The following is a 15,803-nucleotide window of genomic DNA, read 5'->3' as shown; positions in this document are numbered from 1 at the left end:
TAATTTTGAATATTACCCAATTATTCAGAGAATGGACAAGCTGTAGATCGTGACCAACGAAAGGAGGTCATCATGCACCTTGATCACATCACAATCCGCACCCGCGATCTGCCCGAGACCAGGTCTTTCTTCCTTGAGGTTTTTGACGAGCTTGAAGAACGCGAACGCCCGCAGGCGATCCAGCGCATTCCGGGGCATTGGCTCTATGCACGCGACAAGCCCATCGTGCACCTGATTGGCGCGCGGGGCTATGGCATTGATAGCGCCGCAGAGGCTTATGACCATGTGGGGATCCACCTCGACGACTACAGCGCATTCCGTGCCAAGCTGGAAGCGCTGAATATCCCCTACTCAAAGATGGATCTCGCCGAGCGGGGCGAGCGGCGACTGTTCTTGCGAACCCCATCGGGCCCGCTGATCGAGGCCGTCTTTCATGACCCCATTCCAGAGCCACAGGAGCAGATCCAATGACCTTTACAAACGACACCAGAACCATCGTCATCGGTGGCACCTCCGGGATCGGGAAAGCCGTCGCCAGGGCGCTTGCGCTGCGCCCGGGATCGGTTGCGACCATAAGCCGGTCGACCGGTCTGGACGTGACGGACCAAGCCGCAGTTGCTGCCTATTTCGAAGCTCAAAGCCCGGTCGACCATTTGGTGTTTACTGCAGGATCAGCGGCGCCGGGTGGTGCGGTGACAGATGTGTCTATTGATGCCGCCAAACAGGCGTTTGACGCCAAGTTCTGGGGCGCCATCGCCACAGCCGGAGCTGCTGCCAAACACATCCGCCCCGGTGGGTCGATCACGCTGACATCTGGTTTTCTTGCCCGGCGGACAGTGCCGGGGACCTACGTGAAAACAGCGATGAATGCGGGGATCGAGGCCGTCGCCAAGATTCTCGCCAAGGAACTGGCACCCATTCGCGTGAACGTGATCAGCCCCGGCCTGACCGATACCGAAGCCCATGCAGGTATGGATGCGGAGGCGCGGCAAACGATGCTCGACCGTACGGCCGGATCACTTCCTGCAGGTAAGGCCGGTGCGCCGGAAGACCTCGCCCGAGGCTATCTCTTCTCCATCGACAACGCCTTCGTCACCGGTGCCGTCATCGACATCGATGGTGGCGCACTCATCAACTGAACAAATCCGTCCCGGATAGGACCGAATCCATGTCACTAAAATCAAAAATGCCGCTGCAGGTCTGGATTTTGACCCTCGCAGCTTTCGCCATCGGCACCGCAGAGTTTGTGATTGCCGGTATTCTTACACAGGTTGCCGAAAGCCTGAACATTTCGGAGGGGCAAGCGGGACATTTGATCACTGCTTATGCCTTGGCCATCGTCATTGGTGGCCCGATCCTGACGCTATGGCTGGCGCGCTACCGCAAGCGGGTTGTGCTGATCGGGCTGATGGCATTGTTCGTGGTCTCCAACCTGATCACTGCATTTTCGGCTGACTACACCACCCTGATAATCAGCCGCGTCATGGCTGGCCTGACACAGGGACCATTCTACGGCATCGGAGCGGTGGTTGCGACGCGACTGGTCGCCAAGAACATGGAGGGCCAGGCGGTTGGTCAAATGTTCGCGGGCCTGACGCTGGCGAATGTGCTTGGCGTTCCCGGCGGGGCATGGATCGGCAATATTTTCGGCTGGAACGCCACCTTCATTGTTGTCGCCGCGCTAGGGGCAATCGCCACTGCCGCAATTGCGATTGCCATCCCGCCGCAGGGTGCTGAAGAACCCAAATCTGTTCGTTCACAGATCGGCGCGTTCCGTAATCCGCAACTGCTGGCCAGCTTGCTCATCACAACATTGGGGTGGGTCGGTTTCATGACGTTTTACGGATATATCGCCCCGATCGCCGAGCAGGTTGCAGGGTTTGAGCGATCCTCCCTGACATGGATCCTTGTCATCGTCGGCCTGGGCCTGGTTTTGGGCAACACGCTTGGCGGCAAAACCGCTGACAAGAACCTGAGCGCGTCGCTGATCGGATGGCCTCTGGCAATGAGTACAGCCCTGATCGTCGTCGGTTTGGTGGCGTCACAACCTTATCTGTTCGTTGCCGCCTCCTTTGTCTTTGGCGTGGTGTCCTTTGCCAACGTGCCGCCCATGCAGATGCGGGTCATGAAACACGGCGGCGATGCCCCAGAGCTGGCCGCGACGGCGAACATCTCGGCCTTCAATATCGCCAACGCCCTGGGCGGGATTATCGGCGGCGTCGTGGTCGATAGCGCATGGGGACCGGGATACATTCCCTTCGCCGCCATCATCGTCCCCGCAATCGGACTGCTCTTCATCATCTGGCAGGAATGGAAATCCCCTTCCGTTTCGGTCGCAGCTTAACCCCAAACCTCAAGGAGATTTCACATGAAAGCCGTAGGTTTCACCCACTACCTGCCAGTCGAGGATGCCAACGCATTCCTTGACCTGGAGGTCGACAAACCAGAACCCAAAGGCCACGACATTCTTGTCGCCGTCAAGGCCGTAGCCGTTAACCCGGTTGATACAAAGGTGCGGGCACCAAAGGACAAGGTCGAGGATCAAGCGCGTATCATCGGGTATGACGCGTCCGGCGTGGTCGAGGCTGCCGGCTCTGAGGTGACGCTCTTCAAGCCCGGCGATGAGGTTTATTATGCGGGCGACATCACCCGCTCCGGCACCAACGCTGAATTCCATCTTGTCGATGAGCGTATCGTCGGGCGCAGGCCGGCATCCCTGTCCCACGCCGAGGCTGCGGCTTTGCCGCTGACCACGATCACCGCCTATGAAGCGTTCTTTGATCGCCTCGGCATTGATCGCGACGGCGCTGATAGTGGCCAATCTATCCTGATCATCGGTGCCGGTGGTGGTGTTGGCTCCATCGGTATTCAGCTTGCCAAACAGGCTGGCCTGAAGGTCCTTGCCACAGCCTCACGCCCCGAAACCTCTGCCTGGGTGCAGGACCTTGGTGCGGATCATGTGGTAAATCACCGCGAAGATATGGTGGCGCAGATCCGTGCCCTGGGGATTCAGCATGTCGATCATATCGCAATCTTCAACGACATGCGCCATTGGGAGACGGCCGTCGAGCTGATCCGCCCGCAAGGTGGCATTGTCTCGATTGACGATACTGATCTGCCGATGCCGATGGGTGGGATGAAGGTGAAGGCGGCAAGCTTACATTGGGAGTTCATGTTCGCCAGATCGATGCACCAGACCCACGATATGGTCGAGCAGCACAAACTGCTGTCATATGTCGCCGATCAAATCGACGCGGGAAAGATCAAGACAACCGTGTCAAAACGGATGTCACCAATCAACGCCACCAATATGCGCGAAGCACACCGGCTGGTTGAAACTGGCCAAGCCAAAGGCAAAATTGTGGTTGAGGGATTTTGACAACGCGTGCGGAGTGCGAAAATCCACTCCGCACACCCACATGCCGTCAAAGGCGCCGCTATCGCATCTTGCAACACCTGCACTCTGGGCTCCAAGCCGACTTGCCGCAATGCGGCAGATTGGTTGCAGCGACATCGCATTTGGTGTCGGTCACAAGATAACTGCGGCCAGCCCAAACTCGACATTCATGCAAGGCGCAGCGAAGCATCTGGTGCACGAGCGAACGGCCTCCCGAGAATGGACATTCAGCTCTGCCTAACTGGCAATTTGCATGACAAGAAGAGTGATCGGATCGGAGTGTTTGGCCGCAGAGCGCGTATGGAACTACGAAACGTTGAGCTTCGGCAGCTCAAGCCGGAAACAGGTCGTGCTGCCCTCGCTCGATACGGAGAGACGTCCGCTATGGGCGTTGGCGATCGACGATGCAATGTGCAGACCGAGCCCGAGCCCCTCGCTTGTTTCATTCCCGCGACGGAACGGCTGAAACAGGTTTTTCTGAAGCTCCGGCGGGATCGGATCTCCCTCATTCTCCACTTCTATGTAGATCTCTTTGTCGCAGCTTCTGACCGAGACCTGAACTGGTGATCCAGGGGCGCCGTGCGTGATCGCGTTCGAAATCAGGTTCGACACCGCTTGCCCGATCCGATCCGGATCGCAGCTGACCGGCTTTGACAGGTCTACGGTCAGAAGGATTTCTCGTTCTGGGGTGGTGAAACGGATTTCCTCCACCACATGCTGTAGTGCTTCCGACAACGGTGCATCTGGCACGGCCGTCACGGCAATACCGCTGCCGAGGCGGGATTTCGCATGCAGCATCATGTTGTCAATCAGCTCGTTCATACGGTGCAATGATGCACGCATCAGAACCAGAAGTTCTCGCCCCCGGCTTGTCACTGGTTCCTTGTCCAGCTGTCGGAGGCCCGCACCAAGCGCGGCAACCGGGTTTCGCAGATCGTGGCCGAGTATCGCCACGAACTCTTCCTGAATCTGGACCAGATTGCGTTCGTGCTCGATCAGTTGCTCTTGGGCTTCCAGTCTTTCCTCGGTTTCCAGACTGCTTCCGATGAGATCTGCAAACATCCGCAGCATCGCCACGGCGCGGGGGCTCTTGACGTCTTTCGGTTCCGTGTCGATCACGCAGAGGGTGCCAAAAAAGCTTCGGTCACTTCGATAGATTGGCACGGATGCAGTGCTCGTGATGCCTAAGGCCGCTGCAATGGGATGGCCTTGGTACTTTGGGTCCGTAGCGACATCGTTGAAGATGACCATCTCGGATGTGTCCCGGACATTTTGGCAAAAGGTTGAATCTATTGGGATCTCATCGCCTTCGGCGAGACCGAAGTTGATCTCGTCGATTGTGCGACAGGCGACCCATCTGTCGGCTGTCACACGGGCAACCCCCGCAAAGCGCATGTTCGTCGCGAGCATGACGGTCTCAAGAATCGTCGCGACAAAATCACTGCCTGCCAGCAATTCGATATCTGTCTGGAAATCGTGGGTTCCGGCAAGAAACGCCGAGTGATCCTGCAACTCGGAGATAGCTTCTGGTTTGGTCATTGAAATCACTTTTGCCTTCTTCTGATATATTCGTTCACGGATCACGAACGGGTTGGCATCTTGCTGCCGGGCGCGTGATCGCGTGCCATGCCTACGAGCTCCTTCACGTCATCTGCTGGCCATCCCCGGCGACATCGCGCCAAGAGAAACGAGGTGGATCAGCATGAATTCCTTGTCGCCACAGAGACGGTCGGCAATGAACCGACCGATGACGCCGACGACGAACCGGTGAAGATCCAACGGCGTCTATCCTGCGGTGAATGGATCAGAACAAAACACTGATCACCGCCAGAACGACGACAATCAGTCCGATGACGTAAAAGACGTTGTGCATTGATAGGATCCTCCAAGGGGCATGTGCGGCCACCTTGGACTACGTTACGCAATCAATGCGCTGCGTGCGGAGCGCACATACTAAACTGGTTTAGGATTTCGAGACTTAGGCACGGCGGAATGGACTGGGTGACTTTGATGAAGGCCCTGAATGCCGGAGCCGAAGGCATCCAGAGAGGAATTGAGGCCATCGCGAAAACCTCAAGTGAGCGCGACGAGACCACCGAGGGGCAGCACTACAAGGGAATGGAATGGCTAGTCGAAGAGGCACAAGCGCATGCGATCAAAGATAGCTTCGGCAAGGAAGCACCGCGCGATGCAATGATCATCACGCGGTATCAGTGGCTGATCCACTACGCGATTGCAGGGTACGGATGCCTTGCGGCTTTCGCCGAGCGCCTGGAATTGAACAGCGACATGATTGAACTGAAGGCTTGCCTCGATGCGTCCCATGATGGCGACCGCACGATGACCGCGCTCGCACCTGGTGGCATCAACCGGGAAGCTCTAGTCTGGCTCTAACTCCGGCTCGGCCAATTTTGATGGCGCAGTCGCATCGCGCCGCACGGGGTCGGGCTGTGGAAACCAAGACGTATCCATGTCGACGAATGGATTAACGTACTCACAGTCTTTTTCCCATCTCTCGCGATCCAGCAGACGCAAGTAAGGACGCTCGATTTCGATTTCGCCGTTTTCGACAAACCTGCGCAGCAGCTTGTTTACGTAGATGGATGTCAGGCCGACGGCCTGTCCTATCTCGGCCTGGCTGAGGGGCACTTGCAAGCGGTTGCCCAAACCGACGTTCGCGATTTCAAGACGTGATCTCAGTTGCAGCAGCCAAAACTTGAGCTTTCGAGTTGCATCCATTGATGCAAGACTGCTGGCATGGTGCCGTAGCGCGATCTGATCAAGGCTGCCGACCGCAGTCAGAAGCGCCCCAAGCCGCGGATGATCCGAGAAGAGCGGCGCTAAACCGTTTCGGGGGAATGGACATATGACCCCGTCGGTCTGCATGACCACGCGATGACTGGCACGTGACGATCCGATCTCAGCAAGCCCCATCACTTCGCCGGGCAAGTAAATTCTCAATATCTGGCTTCGGCCATCGGTGCTGTCAGACCTCACGATAGCCCAGCCGGACTTGAGAATGGTCACGCCATCCGACCGGTCGCCCACACCGACGACCGTTCTACCTTTATGGCAAGGTCGTTCATCCTTCTCCATTTCAGCAATGAAGGCGCGTTCACGCTCGGTCAGGTCAACGAAGCGGGACAGGCGGCTGACAAGGCAGCTTTCAATTTTTTTGGTCATTCCGGATCTTATCATAGGTTAATCCCGGCCACCTCGTTCCTTCCGCAGTGCCGAGCTACATCAAAGTATATTACCTTAGTCGAAAGAGCTCCCGCAATAGAGCTGATCATCATCCGTTCCGTCATGGTTCCATCGCTTCGGGTATTTCTGCGGGTCGGTCCTGGAACGCAATTCTGGCGCAGGACGAGATTGGACTTGTCTCGAAGTGATGCATGCGCAGGATCTATTGATTGTCTTGTGAGCAATATTGCGATCCACGATCCGTGTGGTGAATGCCGCCTAGTGGGCTGGCTGGCGCAGGTTTAGCGCCATTGGCAAGGCGTGTATTGCGAGGTTGCGTTTCATTCGGTCGCTGGCTGTCCATGCGACCTGCATCACGCTTGAATTCTTCCGCCCGTTTCTCTGACATCGCTTATCTCCTTGGTCGCGGTCATGCCCTCACGACCCCAGCAATTTTTCGACGCAAGTCCAGAAAACCGCGCGCTTTACTTTCCACTGTGGCTGAGCTACGCCGCCACTCGTGTCTTTGAAAAAGCTAGCAATCATCGGTCTTGGCCCCAGGGGCCTGGCCGCCGCCGAGGCGGCGCTGGAGGTTGCTCCGGGACTACGCATCTGCATATTCGAGCCGGGCCGTTACCCGGGCGTAGGACCAAATTTTCGCTCTGACGAAGCGCCCGAGTGCCTCTTGAACCTGCCGGTTCGGGAGCTTGATCTTGGTGCGCCGCGCTTTGCCGACTGGTTGGGAGGCACGCCAGAGGCCTATCCACCAAGGGCCGAGGTAGGCCGCTACCTGACAGAGCGCTGGCAGAGACTGCAATCACAGGTCGCACATGTCCCCGCCACCGCCGTGTCGGCGCATTATGATCGCGGTTGGATCGTCGATGGCCGGGGGCCGTTTGACAACCTGCTTCTGACGCAAGGCCAACCCCCGGTGACACAAGACGCGCAGGCCGCCCGCTGGAGCGCGCATGCCGCCGCGCAGAAGCTGACCTTTATCGACGCTTACCCCACAACGTCGATCCGCTCCGAGGATTGGCGCGGGCGGGTCGTGGCGCTGCGTGGACTCGCACTCTCGGCGCTGGATGTGATCGCCCTGCTCACGCTCGGGCAAGGCGGCACCATGGATGGCGACAGCTATCACGCCTCGGGGCGGGAACCGGATCTGATCGTTCCGTTCTCGCTTGACGGGATGCCTCCGATGCCGAAGCCGGCCAATGCCGATATCGACGCCCTCTTTGATCCGTCCCCGACCGAGCGGCGCGCGGTGATCAGCGCGGTGACGCGGGCACTGACGCTTTCGACGGATGCCGCGGTCCAGTGCCTGACCGACGCCTTGGCGCCGATTGTCGCGCGCGTCACCAACACCGACCCCCAGCCGTGGCTCGCCGCGGAGCGCGACGCGCCCGGCGCGCAGGAGCACGATGACCCGGTGTCCGCGCTCGAGATCGGACTCTCGATGGCGGAAGGACAGCGCGCTCCTTCGGTTGGCTATGCCGTCGGGCAGATTTGGCGAAAGCTGCAACAGGATGTGCGGGGACCGTTCGCAGCGTGTGACGGCAGTTGCGAGACCCGCTCCGCCCTGGTCGCCTTTGAAAACGGGCTCAAGCGCTATTCCTACGGCCCGCCCGTGCGCAGCGCCCGCCTGCTTCGGGCCCTGATCGACAAGGGTCTGGTCCGTCTGACCGTTGCGGAGGACCCGGCGATCTCATTGGAGCGCGGCGGGTGGCGGTTGAATGATCAGATCCTCGCCGACGCGATGATCGATTGCGTTCTTCCCGGTCCATCGCCCGACGATATCACCGATCCCTTGGTGCGCGGCCTGATCCGCGCTGGACACCTAAAGGTCGACTGCGGATTGAAACCGGTGACGGATGGGCTCTCCGTGCTCGGCCGTACGACCGAAGGCCAAAGGTGGGCAACGGATTCCCTCGTCGACTGTTTTGGCGATGTGACGGCTGAGTGGGCCAGAAAATCTCTCGGCGGCTAAAAAGGTGTTTGAGCCACCACAGGCACGACACAAAACGGCGCAGAGAATAAAAGCATGGCAAACCGCGTCTGATGCTGCAAAGCTTGATCCAGGCCTATGTCGGCACCTACGACCCCATTTGCATCAGGCGCCGCTTGGCCCAAACTCCGCACCTATCCAGACCGAGGCCGCCATGCGCATCCTTCTGATCCTATTGCTTTTGACGGCCGCGCCCGCGCTGGCCCAGACCCCGGATGACACGGAGGTCGAGGTGACCTCTACCGATCAGGCGGTGGATATAGAGCCGGGACTTGCGGATGGGCGCATCGCGGAGCGGATCGCGCAGATCCTCGATGCCACAGGCTGGTATTCGGACGCATCAGTGCGTGTGAATGACAGTATCGCGTTTCTGGACGGAACCACGACGACGACGGAGCGCAAGACCTGGGCGCGCGATCTGGCTGCCAAGACCACGGGGGTTGTCGCCGTGGTCAACAGGATCGAGGTGGAACAAGCGGTCGAACTGACCATCGACCCTGCCGTGCGCGAGGTGCGCGTGCTCAAAGATCGGCTGCTAGGGGCGCTGCCCTCCATCGCGCTGGCCCTGCTTATCCTGCCGCTGGCGTGGTTCGCCGCGCGTCTGGTGCGCCACATATTGAGCTGGTCGCTGCGCGGGCGCACGCGGTCGCCGTTCATCGCAGACATCCTGGCACGGCTCGGCGCGCTTCCGGTGCTGTTGCTGGGGCTCTACCTCGTTCTTCAAATCGCGGGATTGACCCAGTTGGCGCTATCGGTGGTCGGCGGCGCCGGGGTGCTGGGGATCGTCATCGGCTTTGCGTTCCGCGACATTGCCGAGAATTTCCTCGCCTCGCTGTTGCTCAGCCTGCGCCAACCCTTTGCGCGGGGCGATATCATCAACGTGGCCGGGAAGTCCGGCGTCGTTCACAGCATGAACACGCGCAGCACGGTGTTGGTGTCAGTAGAAGGCAACCACATCCAGATCCCCAATGCGACCGTCTTCAAGTCGATCATAGAGAATATAACCGCGGTGCCCCGCCGCCGCGGAGAGCTGGATCTGGGCATCGGATATGACGCGGCGATCAGCGATGTGCAACGGATCGTGAATGCTGTGCTCAGTGCCGAACCGGGCGTGCTGAAGCACCCCGAGCCGATGGTGCTGGCCGACACGCTTGGCGCCTCGACCGTGAACGTAAAGATCTACTACTGGTTCGACGGGGCGCAGATTTCACCGCTCAAGCTGCGCAGCGCGCTGGTCCGGCAGATCAAGCAAACGCTGATGGATGCCGGCATTTCCATGCCCGATGAAGCGCGGGAGATCATCTTTCCCGAAGGCATCCCGCTGCAGCAGGGCACGGGACCCGCCCCAGTGCCCGAACCCGCCCCCAAGGAGGGCCGATCGGAGATGGACGACGACCTCAGCGCCGAGGACGATCTTGAAGAGCAAATGCAGGTGCCGATCGAAGGATCAAACGATACCGATCTGCTGCGCTGACAGCGGCAAGGCTTGCACGGCACGCGCCAGTGTTCTATGTATGTTCTCATGAAGCGCACACTCCAAGATAAGCTCGCAATCCTGTCGGATGCTGCGAAATACGATGCCTCCTGCGCGAGTTCCGGGACCACGCGACGGGATTCTCGCGCCGGCGGGATCGGCAGTGCCGGGGGCAGCGGGATCTGCCACGCCTATACGCCCGACGGGCGCTGCATCAGCCTCCTGAAGATCCTGATGACCAACTTCTGCATCTATGACTGCGTCTACTGCGTCAACCGCGTCTCGAGCAGGGTGGAACGGGCGCGTTTCACCCCCGAAGAGGTCGTGACGCTGACGTTGGAGTTTTATCGGCGCAACTACATCGAGGGGCTGTTTTTGTCGTCGGGCATCATTCGAAGCCCGGACGATACGATGACAGATATGGTCCGCATCGCGCGGATGCTGCGCGAGGATCACGGTTTTAAGGGCTACATCCACCTCAAGACGATCCCCGAGGCGTCGCCCGACCTGATCACAGCGGCCGGACGCTACGCCGATCGCCTGTCGATCAACGTGGAACTACCCAAAGACGACAGCGTCGCCAGGCTTGCGCCGCAGAAACAGCCCAAAGGCATCCGCGCAGCCATGAGCCATGTGCGCGAAACACGCGCGGCCAGCAAAGTGGCCAGCCATCGCGGCAAGCGGCCTGCGCGCTTTGCCCCTGCTGGGCAGTCGACTCAGATGATCGTCGGGGCCGATGGCACCTCTGACTGCGATATTCTGGGCACGTCCACTCGGCTTTATCAGGGCTACAAGCTCAAGCGGGTCTATTATTCGGCCTTTTCTCCGATCCCCGACAGCTCCGCAATGCTGCCGCTGATCCGGCCGCCGCTGATCCGGGAACACCGGCTTTATCAGGCCGATTGGCTGATGCGGTTTTACGGTTTTGATGCGGCGGAGATCACATCCTCCACCAAGGGCGGCAATCTGGATCTGGAGATCGACCCAAAGCTCGCCTGGGCCCTGGCGCATCGCGCACAGTTTCCCGTGGATGTGGCACGCGCGCCGCGTGAGCTGTTGCTGCGCGTTCCCGGATTTGGAACGCGCACCGTGCAACGCATCCTTGCTGCGCGGCGTTCTGGGCCGCTGCGCTACGCGGATCTGATCCGCATCGGCGCGCGGGTGAAACAGGCCGAGCCGTTCATTACGCTGCCCGACTGGTCGCCCGGCGCGTTGACCGACAGCGCCGGACTGCGCGCACGCTATGCGCCACCGCCCGAGCAGCTCAGCCTGTTCGCATGATCCAGGTCGACCTGCCCGTTCTGGGACGCGCAAAGGCGTGGCGCGAGGCCGCCCGTCGGCTCGCCAGCCACAGGATTGTGCCGGAGGAGGTCGACTGGCAGGGCGGCACCCTCTTTGGCGGTGAACCCATTCCCGCTGCGGACGGCCCGCGCGATCTTCGCGTGCCCAAGAGCTTCGTTCAGCTGTCAGGCAGCGTCATCTGCCATACCGACCCGGAGGCGCCCGCCCTGCTCTATCAAGCGCTTTGGCGTCATCAGGACGACCGGCGCGCACTGGGGAACCCCGCCGATCCTCTGACCCGTCGTCTTGACCGGCTGGCAAAGGCCGTGGGGCGCGACATTCACAAGATGCACGCCTTCGTCCGGTTTCGCGAATTGCTCACGAGTGGCGCGCGCCGCCGCTTTGCCGCGTGGTTCGAACCAGACCACCGTATCGTAGAGGCCGCCGCGCCCTTCTTCGCCCGCCGCTTCGCCGATATGGACTGGCTGATTGCAACGCCGTTCGGCACCGCGCGGTTTTCAGACGGCCAGCTTGGTTTTGACCTCCCGGGGCCACGCCCGGATCTGCCGGAGGACGCGTCAGAGGCACTCTGGACGACGTATTTCACCAATATATTCAACCCGGCGCGGGTAAAGATTGGCGCAATGAAATCCGAAATGCCGGTGAAGTACTGGAAAAACCTCCCCGAGACCCGCGCGATCCCGGCCATGCTGCAAGACGCCGAAGCGCGCGTGCAGCGGATGCGGGACGCGCTGCCGACAGAGCCGCCGAAACGCGCGGCGCGGATCGCAGCAATGCCTGCAACGCTAGATCAGGCGCGTGCGGGGGCCGAGACGTGTACACGATGCGACCTTTGCGCTCCGCGGCGGATGGTCTGGGGCGAAGGGCCCGCCGATGCACCCCTGATGATCGTCGGCGAAGCACCGGGAGATCACGAGGACCAGCAAGCGCTGCCCTTTGTCGGCCCCGCCGGTCAACTGTTGCGCGCCGCGATGACAGAGGCCGGATGCCCGCCCTCTTATCTGACCAACGCCGTGAAACACTTCAAGTTTACGCAGCGGGGCAAGCAGCGACTGCACGAAAGCCCGACGCGCGGCGAGATAGACCATTGCCGATGGTGGCTGGACCAGGAACGACGGCTGATCCGGCCCCGGCTTACCGTCGCGCTCGGCGCGAGCGCCGCATTTGCGCTGACCGGGCGTCGCGCGGCGTTGACGTCGCGACGTGGCACGCTGGAACCGGCGATCCGTGGCGGTGACGTCCTCATCACCTGGCATCCCGCAGCGATCCTGCGCGCACGATCGCGGGGCGCGGAGATGCGCGCCGAACTGGCGGCTGATCTGAGCCACGCTGCGGAACTCGCAAGGGAACGAATGGGCGCGCGGAGCGTTGAGGCGTAGCAAGCCTTAATGAAGAGGAAACCTCATGACTGACACACAAGAATTCTGGGATCGCCTCGCCAAAGTGCGTGCCGGTCTGATGGAGGTGAATGGCCGCCTTATTCCCATGTCGCCAAACTGCGCACCCGAGGATGGCTGCATCTGGTTCCTGACGGCCCGAGGCACCGACGCGGCCGAAGCCGCAAAAGCTGGCAAAGAGATCCGCTTTGCCATTTGTGATACAGATGCGGGACTGCATGGCGTTCTCAATGGCACGCTGGAGCTGTCGGAAGATCGCGAGAAACTGGCCGAGGTTTGGAATTTCGTCGCCGCGTCCTGGTTTGAAGAAGGCAAGGACGACCCCGATCTGGTGCTGACCCGGATGACGCCGAAAACCTCCGAGCTGTGGCTGAGCCCGAAAAGCGGCATGGTTTTTCTATATGAAACACTGAAGGCCAACCTGACCGACACGCAGCCTGACATGGGGCGCCATGTCACCGTGACGTTTTGAACCCAGCGGAGATCCTTACAAATCGACCCGAGGGGCTTTATTGCCCCTCGGGAGATTTCTATGTCGACCCGATTAAACCAGTGCCCCGCGCTCTGATCACCCATGGCCATGCGGACCATGCCCGCGCGGGACACGGCGCGGTTATGGCGACGGCGCAGACCCTTGATATCATGTCGATCCGCTATGGAGAGAGCTTTGCCGAGGCGCGGCAGGTGGCGCAAGGCGTGACGCAAGTCGGCGACGCGTCAGTGTCCTTCCACCCTGCAGGGCATGTTCTGGGCTCGGCCCAGATCCGGATTGAGCAGCACGGCGCGGTGGCAGTTGTCTCCGGCGACTACGCGCGCGAGGCAAACCCGTCCTGCGCGTCGTTTGAACCCGTCCCCTGCGACATCTTCGTAACCGAAGCGACCTTCGGCCTGCCAGTGTTTCGCCACCCGCCTATGGCTGATGAAATCGCCCGGTTGCTGGCGTCGGTGCAGGCCTTTCCGGACCGCGCGCATCTGGTCGGTGCCTATGCCTTGGGTAAGGCGCAACGGGTCATCATGGGGCTACGACAGGCCGGGTGGGACGCGCCGATCTACATCCACGGTGCCCTCCAACAGCTGTGCGATTACCATATCGCGCAGGGCGTGCCCTTGGGCAATCTGCGCCCAGCCACCGTCGCGCGGGGCAGCAAGGCGGATTTCAAAGGCAGCATCGTGATTGGCCCGCCCTCGGCCTTTGCCTCAACCTGGGCACAGCGCTTCCCCGATCCGGTGATCTGTTTCGCAAGTGGCTGGATGCAGGTGCGAGCACGGGCACGCCAGAGGGGCGTGGAGCTGCCGCTGATCATCTCTGACCATGTAGACTGGCCCGATCTGACCCGCACGATCACGGAGTTGAACCCAGAAGAAACCTGGGTCACTCATGGGCGCGAAGATGCTGTGATCCGCTGGTGCGAGATGACCGGTCGCACCGCCCGGCCGCTGCGGCTGATCGGCTATGAAGACGAGGCCGACTAGATGCGTGATTTCGCCCACCTCCTTGAACGGCTCGCATTCACGCCGCAACGCAGCGGTAAGCTCCAGCTTCTGGTGGATTACTTCGCCCGGGTGCCCGACCCGGCGCGCGGCTATGCGCTGGCGGCACTGACCGGCGACTTGGATCTGCGCAAGGTTACGCCGTCGCTGCTGCGGGCTCTGGTGGCCGAACGGGTCGACGCGGAGCTGTTTCGGCTTTCTTACGAGTTCGTCGGCGATCTGGCTGAAACCATCGCTTTAATCTGGCCCGGCCAACAGGACGGGGACCTGCCGCTGCCCGACGTGGTGGCGGAGCTGAGAGAGACCGCCAAAGCCGATCTGCCCGGGGTGATCGCCGCACGGTTGGACGCGCTCGGCCCCTCGTCGCGATACGCCTACCTGAAGCTTGCGACAGGTGGGCTGCGTGTCGGGGTTTCGGGGCGGCTCGCGCGGCTTGCGCTGGCCGAGTTCGGCGATATCGAGGTCACCGAGGTCGAAGAGATCTGGCACGGGCTGACTCCGCCCTTTGAGCCGCTGTTCGCCTGGGCGACGGGCGGCCCTAAACCCGAAAGTGCCGCGCTGGCGCCGTTCCGCCCGGTGATGCTGTCCACCGCGACTGATCTGGACGCGCTGCGCGCACTTGATCCCGATGATTTCGCCGCAGAATGGAAATGGGATGGCATCCGCGTGCAAGCGGTGAGCGATGGCGGGGTGCAGCGGCTTTATTCCCGCACCGGCGAGGATATCTCTTCAGCGTTTCCCGATGTGCTGGAGGCGCTGCCCGACGCGGCGGCGCTGGACGGCGAATTGCTGATCCGGCGCGGCGACGCGGTTGCGCCCTTCGGCGACCTGCAAAAACGGCTTGGGCGCAAGCAGGTTTCGGCAAAGATGCGGGCCAGCCACCCGGCAGCACTGCGGGCCTATGACCTGCTGGTGGCGGATGGCGAAGATCTGCGTGGTGCGCCCTTCACCACCCGCCGCGCGGCGCTGGAGGCCTTGGTGGCGCGACACGCACACCCCCGCCTTGATCTGTCGCCGCTGCTGGCATTCGACAGCTGGGAGGCGCTGGCGGATCTGCGCGCTGACCCGCCCGATCAGGTGATCGAAGGGGTCATGTTGAAACGAAAAAGCAGCCTTTATCAGGCGGGGCGGATCAAAGGGCCATGGTTCAAGTGGAAGCGTGATCCGATGCTGATCGACGCGGTATTACTCTATGCGCAGCGCGGACACGGCAAGCGCTCGGGCTACTACTCCGACTTTACCTTCGGCGTTTGGGATGGGGAGGCGCTGGTGCCGGTCGGAAAAGCGTATTTCGGGTTCACGGATGCCGAACTCAAGGATCTGGATCGGTTCGTGCGCAGCCACACCACCGACCGCTTCGGCCCGGTCCGCGCGGTGGAACCGATCAAGGTGGTCGAGGTCGCCTTCGAGGGGCTCAACCGCTCCACCCGGCACAAATCAGGAGTCGCCATGCGTTTTCCACGCATCAGCCGCATTCGCGACGACAAACCGGCATCGGAGGCCGACACGCTGGCCAGCCTGCAGGCGCTTCTGCCGAAGTGATCACGCGCGTCT

General features: G+C 61.0%; 15 protein-coding genes and 1 pseudogene. 12 read left to right on the top strand and 4 right to left on the bottom strand.

Going from position 1 to position 15,803, the window contains the following annotated elements; genetic code table 11:
* Positions 1–72 precede the first annotated feature (72 nt).
* The 4 genes from R0J92_RS17530 to R0J92_RS17515 are packed head-to-tail and all read left to right on the top strand — an operon-like array spanning position 73 to position 3,379.
* Positions 73–471 carry a glyoxalase gene (locus R0J92_RS17530; protein WP_411052561.1) on the top strand — a complete coding sequence of 133 codons (399 nt, stop codon included), beginning with the start codon at positions 73–75 and terminating at the stop codon, positions 469–471.
* A complete protein-coding gene (locus tag R0J92_RS17525; RefSeq protein ID WP_411052560.1) occupies positions 468–1,139 on the top strand; it encodes an SDR family oxidoreductase in 672 nt (223 codons plus the stop codon). The genes R0J92_RS17530 and R0J92_RS17525 overlap by 4 nt, the downstream gene beginning before the upstream one ends.
* A gap of 29 nt (positions 1,140–1,168) precedes the next feature.
* On the top strand, positions 1,169–2,344 hold the full coding sequence (locus R0J92_RS17520; RefSeq protein WP_411052559.1) for an MFS transporter: 1,176 nt from the start codon (positions 1,169–1,171) through the stop codon (positions 2,342–2,344).
* A 24-nt stretch (positions 2,345–2,368) separates the two neighbouring features.
* Positions 2,369–3,379, top strand: a complete 1,011-nt coding sequence (locus R0J92_RS17515) for a zinc-binding alcohol dehydrogenase family protein (RefSeq protein ID WP_411052558.1) — start codon at positions 2,369–2,371, stop codon at positions 3,377–3,379.
* Positions 3,380–3,703: 324 nt separating this feature from the next.
* Here R0J92_RS17515 and R0J92_RS17510 read toward each other — a convergent pair whose 3' ends face one another.
* A complete protein-coding gene (locus R0J92_RS17510; protein ID WP_411052557.1) occupies positions 3,704–4,936 on the bottom strand; it encodes a GAF domain-containing sensor histidine kinase in 1,233 nt (410 codons plus the stop codon).
* A 108-nt stretch (positions 4,937–5,044) separates the two neighbouring features.
* The gene (locus R0J92_RS17505; RefSeq protein WP_411052556.1) at positions 5,045–5,176 is read right to left on the bottom strand and encodes a DUF6552 family protein; all 132 of its coding nucleotides are present in this window, start codon (positions 5,174–5,176) and stop codon (positions 5,045–5,047) included.
* Positions 5,177–5,389: 213 nt separating this feature from the next.
* Between R0J92_RS17505 and R0J92_RS17500 the strand changes: the two genes are divergently transcribed.
* A complete protein-coding gene (locus tag R0J92_RS17500; RefSeq protein ID WP_411052555.1) occupies positions 5,390–5,791 on the top strand; it encodes a DUF892 family protein in 402 nt (133 codons plus the stop codon).
* Here R0J92_RS17500 and R0J92_RS17495 read toward each other — a convergent pair.
* Together R0J92_RS17495 and R0J92_RS17490 are read right to left on the bottom strand one after the other, a co-directional pair.
* Positions 5,777–6,580, bottom strand: a complete 804-nt coding sequence (locus tag R0J92_RS17495) for a Crp/Fnr family transcriptional regulator (protein ID WP_411052554.1) — start codon at positions 6,578–6,580, stop codon at positions 5,777–5,779. The genes R0J92_RS17500 and R0J92_RS17495 overlap by 15 nt on opposite strands.
* 226 nt (positions 6,581–6,806) lie before the next feature.
* A pseudogene (locus R0J92_RS17490) lies at positions 6,807–6,937 on the bottom strand (IS3 family transposase); the annotation flags it as partial.
* Between the two features lie 169 nt (positions 6,938–7,106).
* On the opposite strand from R0J92_RS17490, the gene R0J92_RS17485 reads away from it, so the two are divergent.
* The 7 genes from R0J92_RS17485 to R0J92_RS17455 all read left to right on the top strand — a co-directional run bounded on the left by R0J92_RS17485 (position 7,107) and on the right by R0J92_RS17455 (position 15,791).
* Positions 7,107–8,567 (top strand): FAD/NAD(P)-binding protein, encoded by a 1,461-nt coding sequence (locus tag R0J92_RS17485; RefSeq protein WP_411052553.1) that lies wholly within the window; start codon positions 7,107–7,109, stop codon positions 8,565–8,567.
* Between the two features lie 172 nt (positions 8,568–8,739).
* Positions 8,740–10,059, top strand: coding sequence for a mechanosensitive ion channel domain-containing protein (locus R0J92_RS17480; RefSeq protein ID WP_411052552.1), 1,320 nt, complete (start codon positions 8,740–8,742; stop codon positions 10,057–10,059).
* Positions 10,060–10,107: 48 nt separating this feature from the next.
* Positions 10,108–11,340, top strand: coding sequence for a putative DNA modification/repair radical SAM protein (locus tag R0J92_RS17475; protein WP_411052551.1), 1,233 nt, complete (start codon positions 10,108–10,110; stop codon positions 11,338–11,340).
* A complete protein-coding gene (locus tag R0J92_RS17470) occupies positions 11,337–12,740 on the top strand; it encodes a UdgX family uracil-DNA binding protein (protein ID WP_411052550.1) in 1,404 nt (467 codons plus the stop codon). Before R0J92_RS17475 ends, R0J92_RS17470 begins: the two co-directional genes overlap by 4 nt.
* Positions 12,741–12,765: 25 nt before the next feature.
* Positions 12,766–13,230 (top strand): pyridoxamine 5'-phosphate oxidase family protein, encoded by a 465-nt coding sequence (locus R0J92_RS17465; RefSeq protein WP_106165072.1) that lies wholly within the window; start codon positions 12,766–12,768, stop codon positions 13,228–13,230.
* Positions 13,227–14,231 (top strand): ligase-associated DNA damage response exonuclease, encoded by a 1,005-nt coding sequence (locus tag R0J92_RS17460; protein ID WP_411052549.1) that lies wholly within the window; start codon positions 13,227–13,229, stop codon positions 14,229–14,231. Before R0J92_RS17465 ends, R0J92_RS17460 begins: the two co-directional genes overlap by 4 nt.
* Positions 14,232–15,791, top strand: coding sequence for a cisplatin damage response ATP-dependent DNA ligase (locus R0J92_RS17455; protein ID WP_411052548.1), 1,560 nt, complete (start codon positions 14,232–14,234; stop codon positions 15,789–15,791).
* The last annotated feature ends 12 nt before the right edge of the window (positions 15,792–15,803 follow it).

The organism is Tritonibacter sp. SIMBA_163 (genome assembly GCF_046535935.1).
In the GTDB taxonomy this organism is placed as follows: domain Bacteria; phylum Pseudomonadota; class Alphaproteobacteria; order Rhodobacterales; family Rhodobacteraceae; genus Epibacterium; species Epibacterium scottomollicae.
The sequence above is the reverse complement of the archived record's forward strand: the minus strand, read 5'-3'. Positions and strand labels throughout refer to the sequence as shown.

Bases quoted from the DNA above. Each gene is read 5' to 3' on its own strand.
- R0J92_RS17495 (WP_411052554.1), bottom strand. From the start codon at position 6,580: ATGACCAAAAAAATTGAAAGCTGCCTTGTCAGCCGCCTGTCCCGCTTC.
- R0J92_RS17520 (WP_411052559.1), top strand. From the start codon at position 1,169: ATGTCACTAAAATCAAAAATGCCGCTGCAGGTCTGGATTTTGACCCTC.
- R0J92_RS17525 (WP_411052560.1), top strand. From the start codon at position 468: ATGACCTTTACAAACGACACCAGAACCATCGTCATCGGTGGCACCTCC.
- R0J92_RS17475 (WP_411052551.1), top strand. From the start codon at position 10,108: ATGAAGCGCACACTCCAAGATAAGCTCGCAATCCTGTCGGATGCTGCG.
- R0J92_RS17515 (WP_411052558.1), top strand. From the start codon at position 2,369: ATGAAAGCCGTAGGTTTCACCCACTACCTGCCAGTCGAGGATGCCAAC.
- R0J92_RS17530 (WP_411052561.1), top strand. From the start codon at position 73: ATGCACCTTGATCACATCACAATCCGCACCCGCGATCTGCCCGAGACC.
- R0J92_RS17500 (WP_411052555.1), top strand. From the start codon at position 5,390: ATGGACTGGGTGACTTTGATGAAGGCCCTGAATGCCGGAGCCGAAGGC.
- R0J92_RS17455 (WP_411052548.1), top strand. From the start codon at position 14,232: ATGCGTGATTTCGCCCACCTCCTTGAACGGCTCGCATTCACGCCGCAA.
- R0J92_RS17480 (WP_411052552.1), top strand. From the start codon at position 8,740: ATGCGCATCCTTCTGATCCTATTGCTTTTGACGGCCGCGCCCGCGCTG.
- R0J92_RS17465 (WP_106165072.1), top strand. From the start codon at position 12,766: ATGACTGACACACAAGAATTCTGGGATCGCCTCGCCAAAGTGCGTGCC.
- R0J92_RS17470 (WP_411052550.1), top strand. From the start codon at position 11,337: ATGATCCAGGTCGACCTGCCCGTTCTGGGACGCGCAAAGGCGTGGCGC.
- R0J92_RS17510 (WP_411052557.1), bottom strand. From the start codon at position 4,936: ATGACCAAACCAGAAGCTATCTCCGAGTTGCAGGATCACTCGGCGTTT.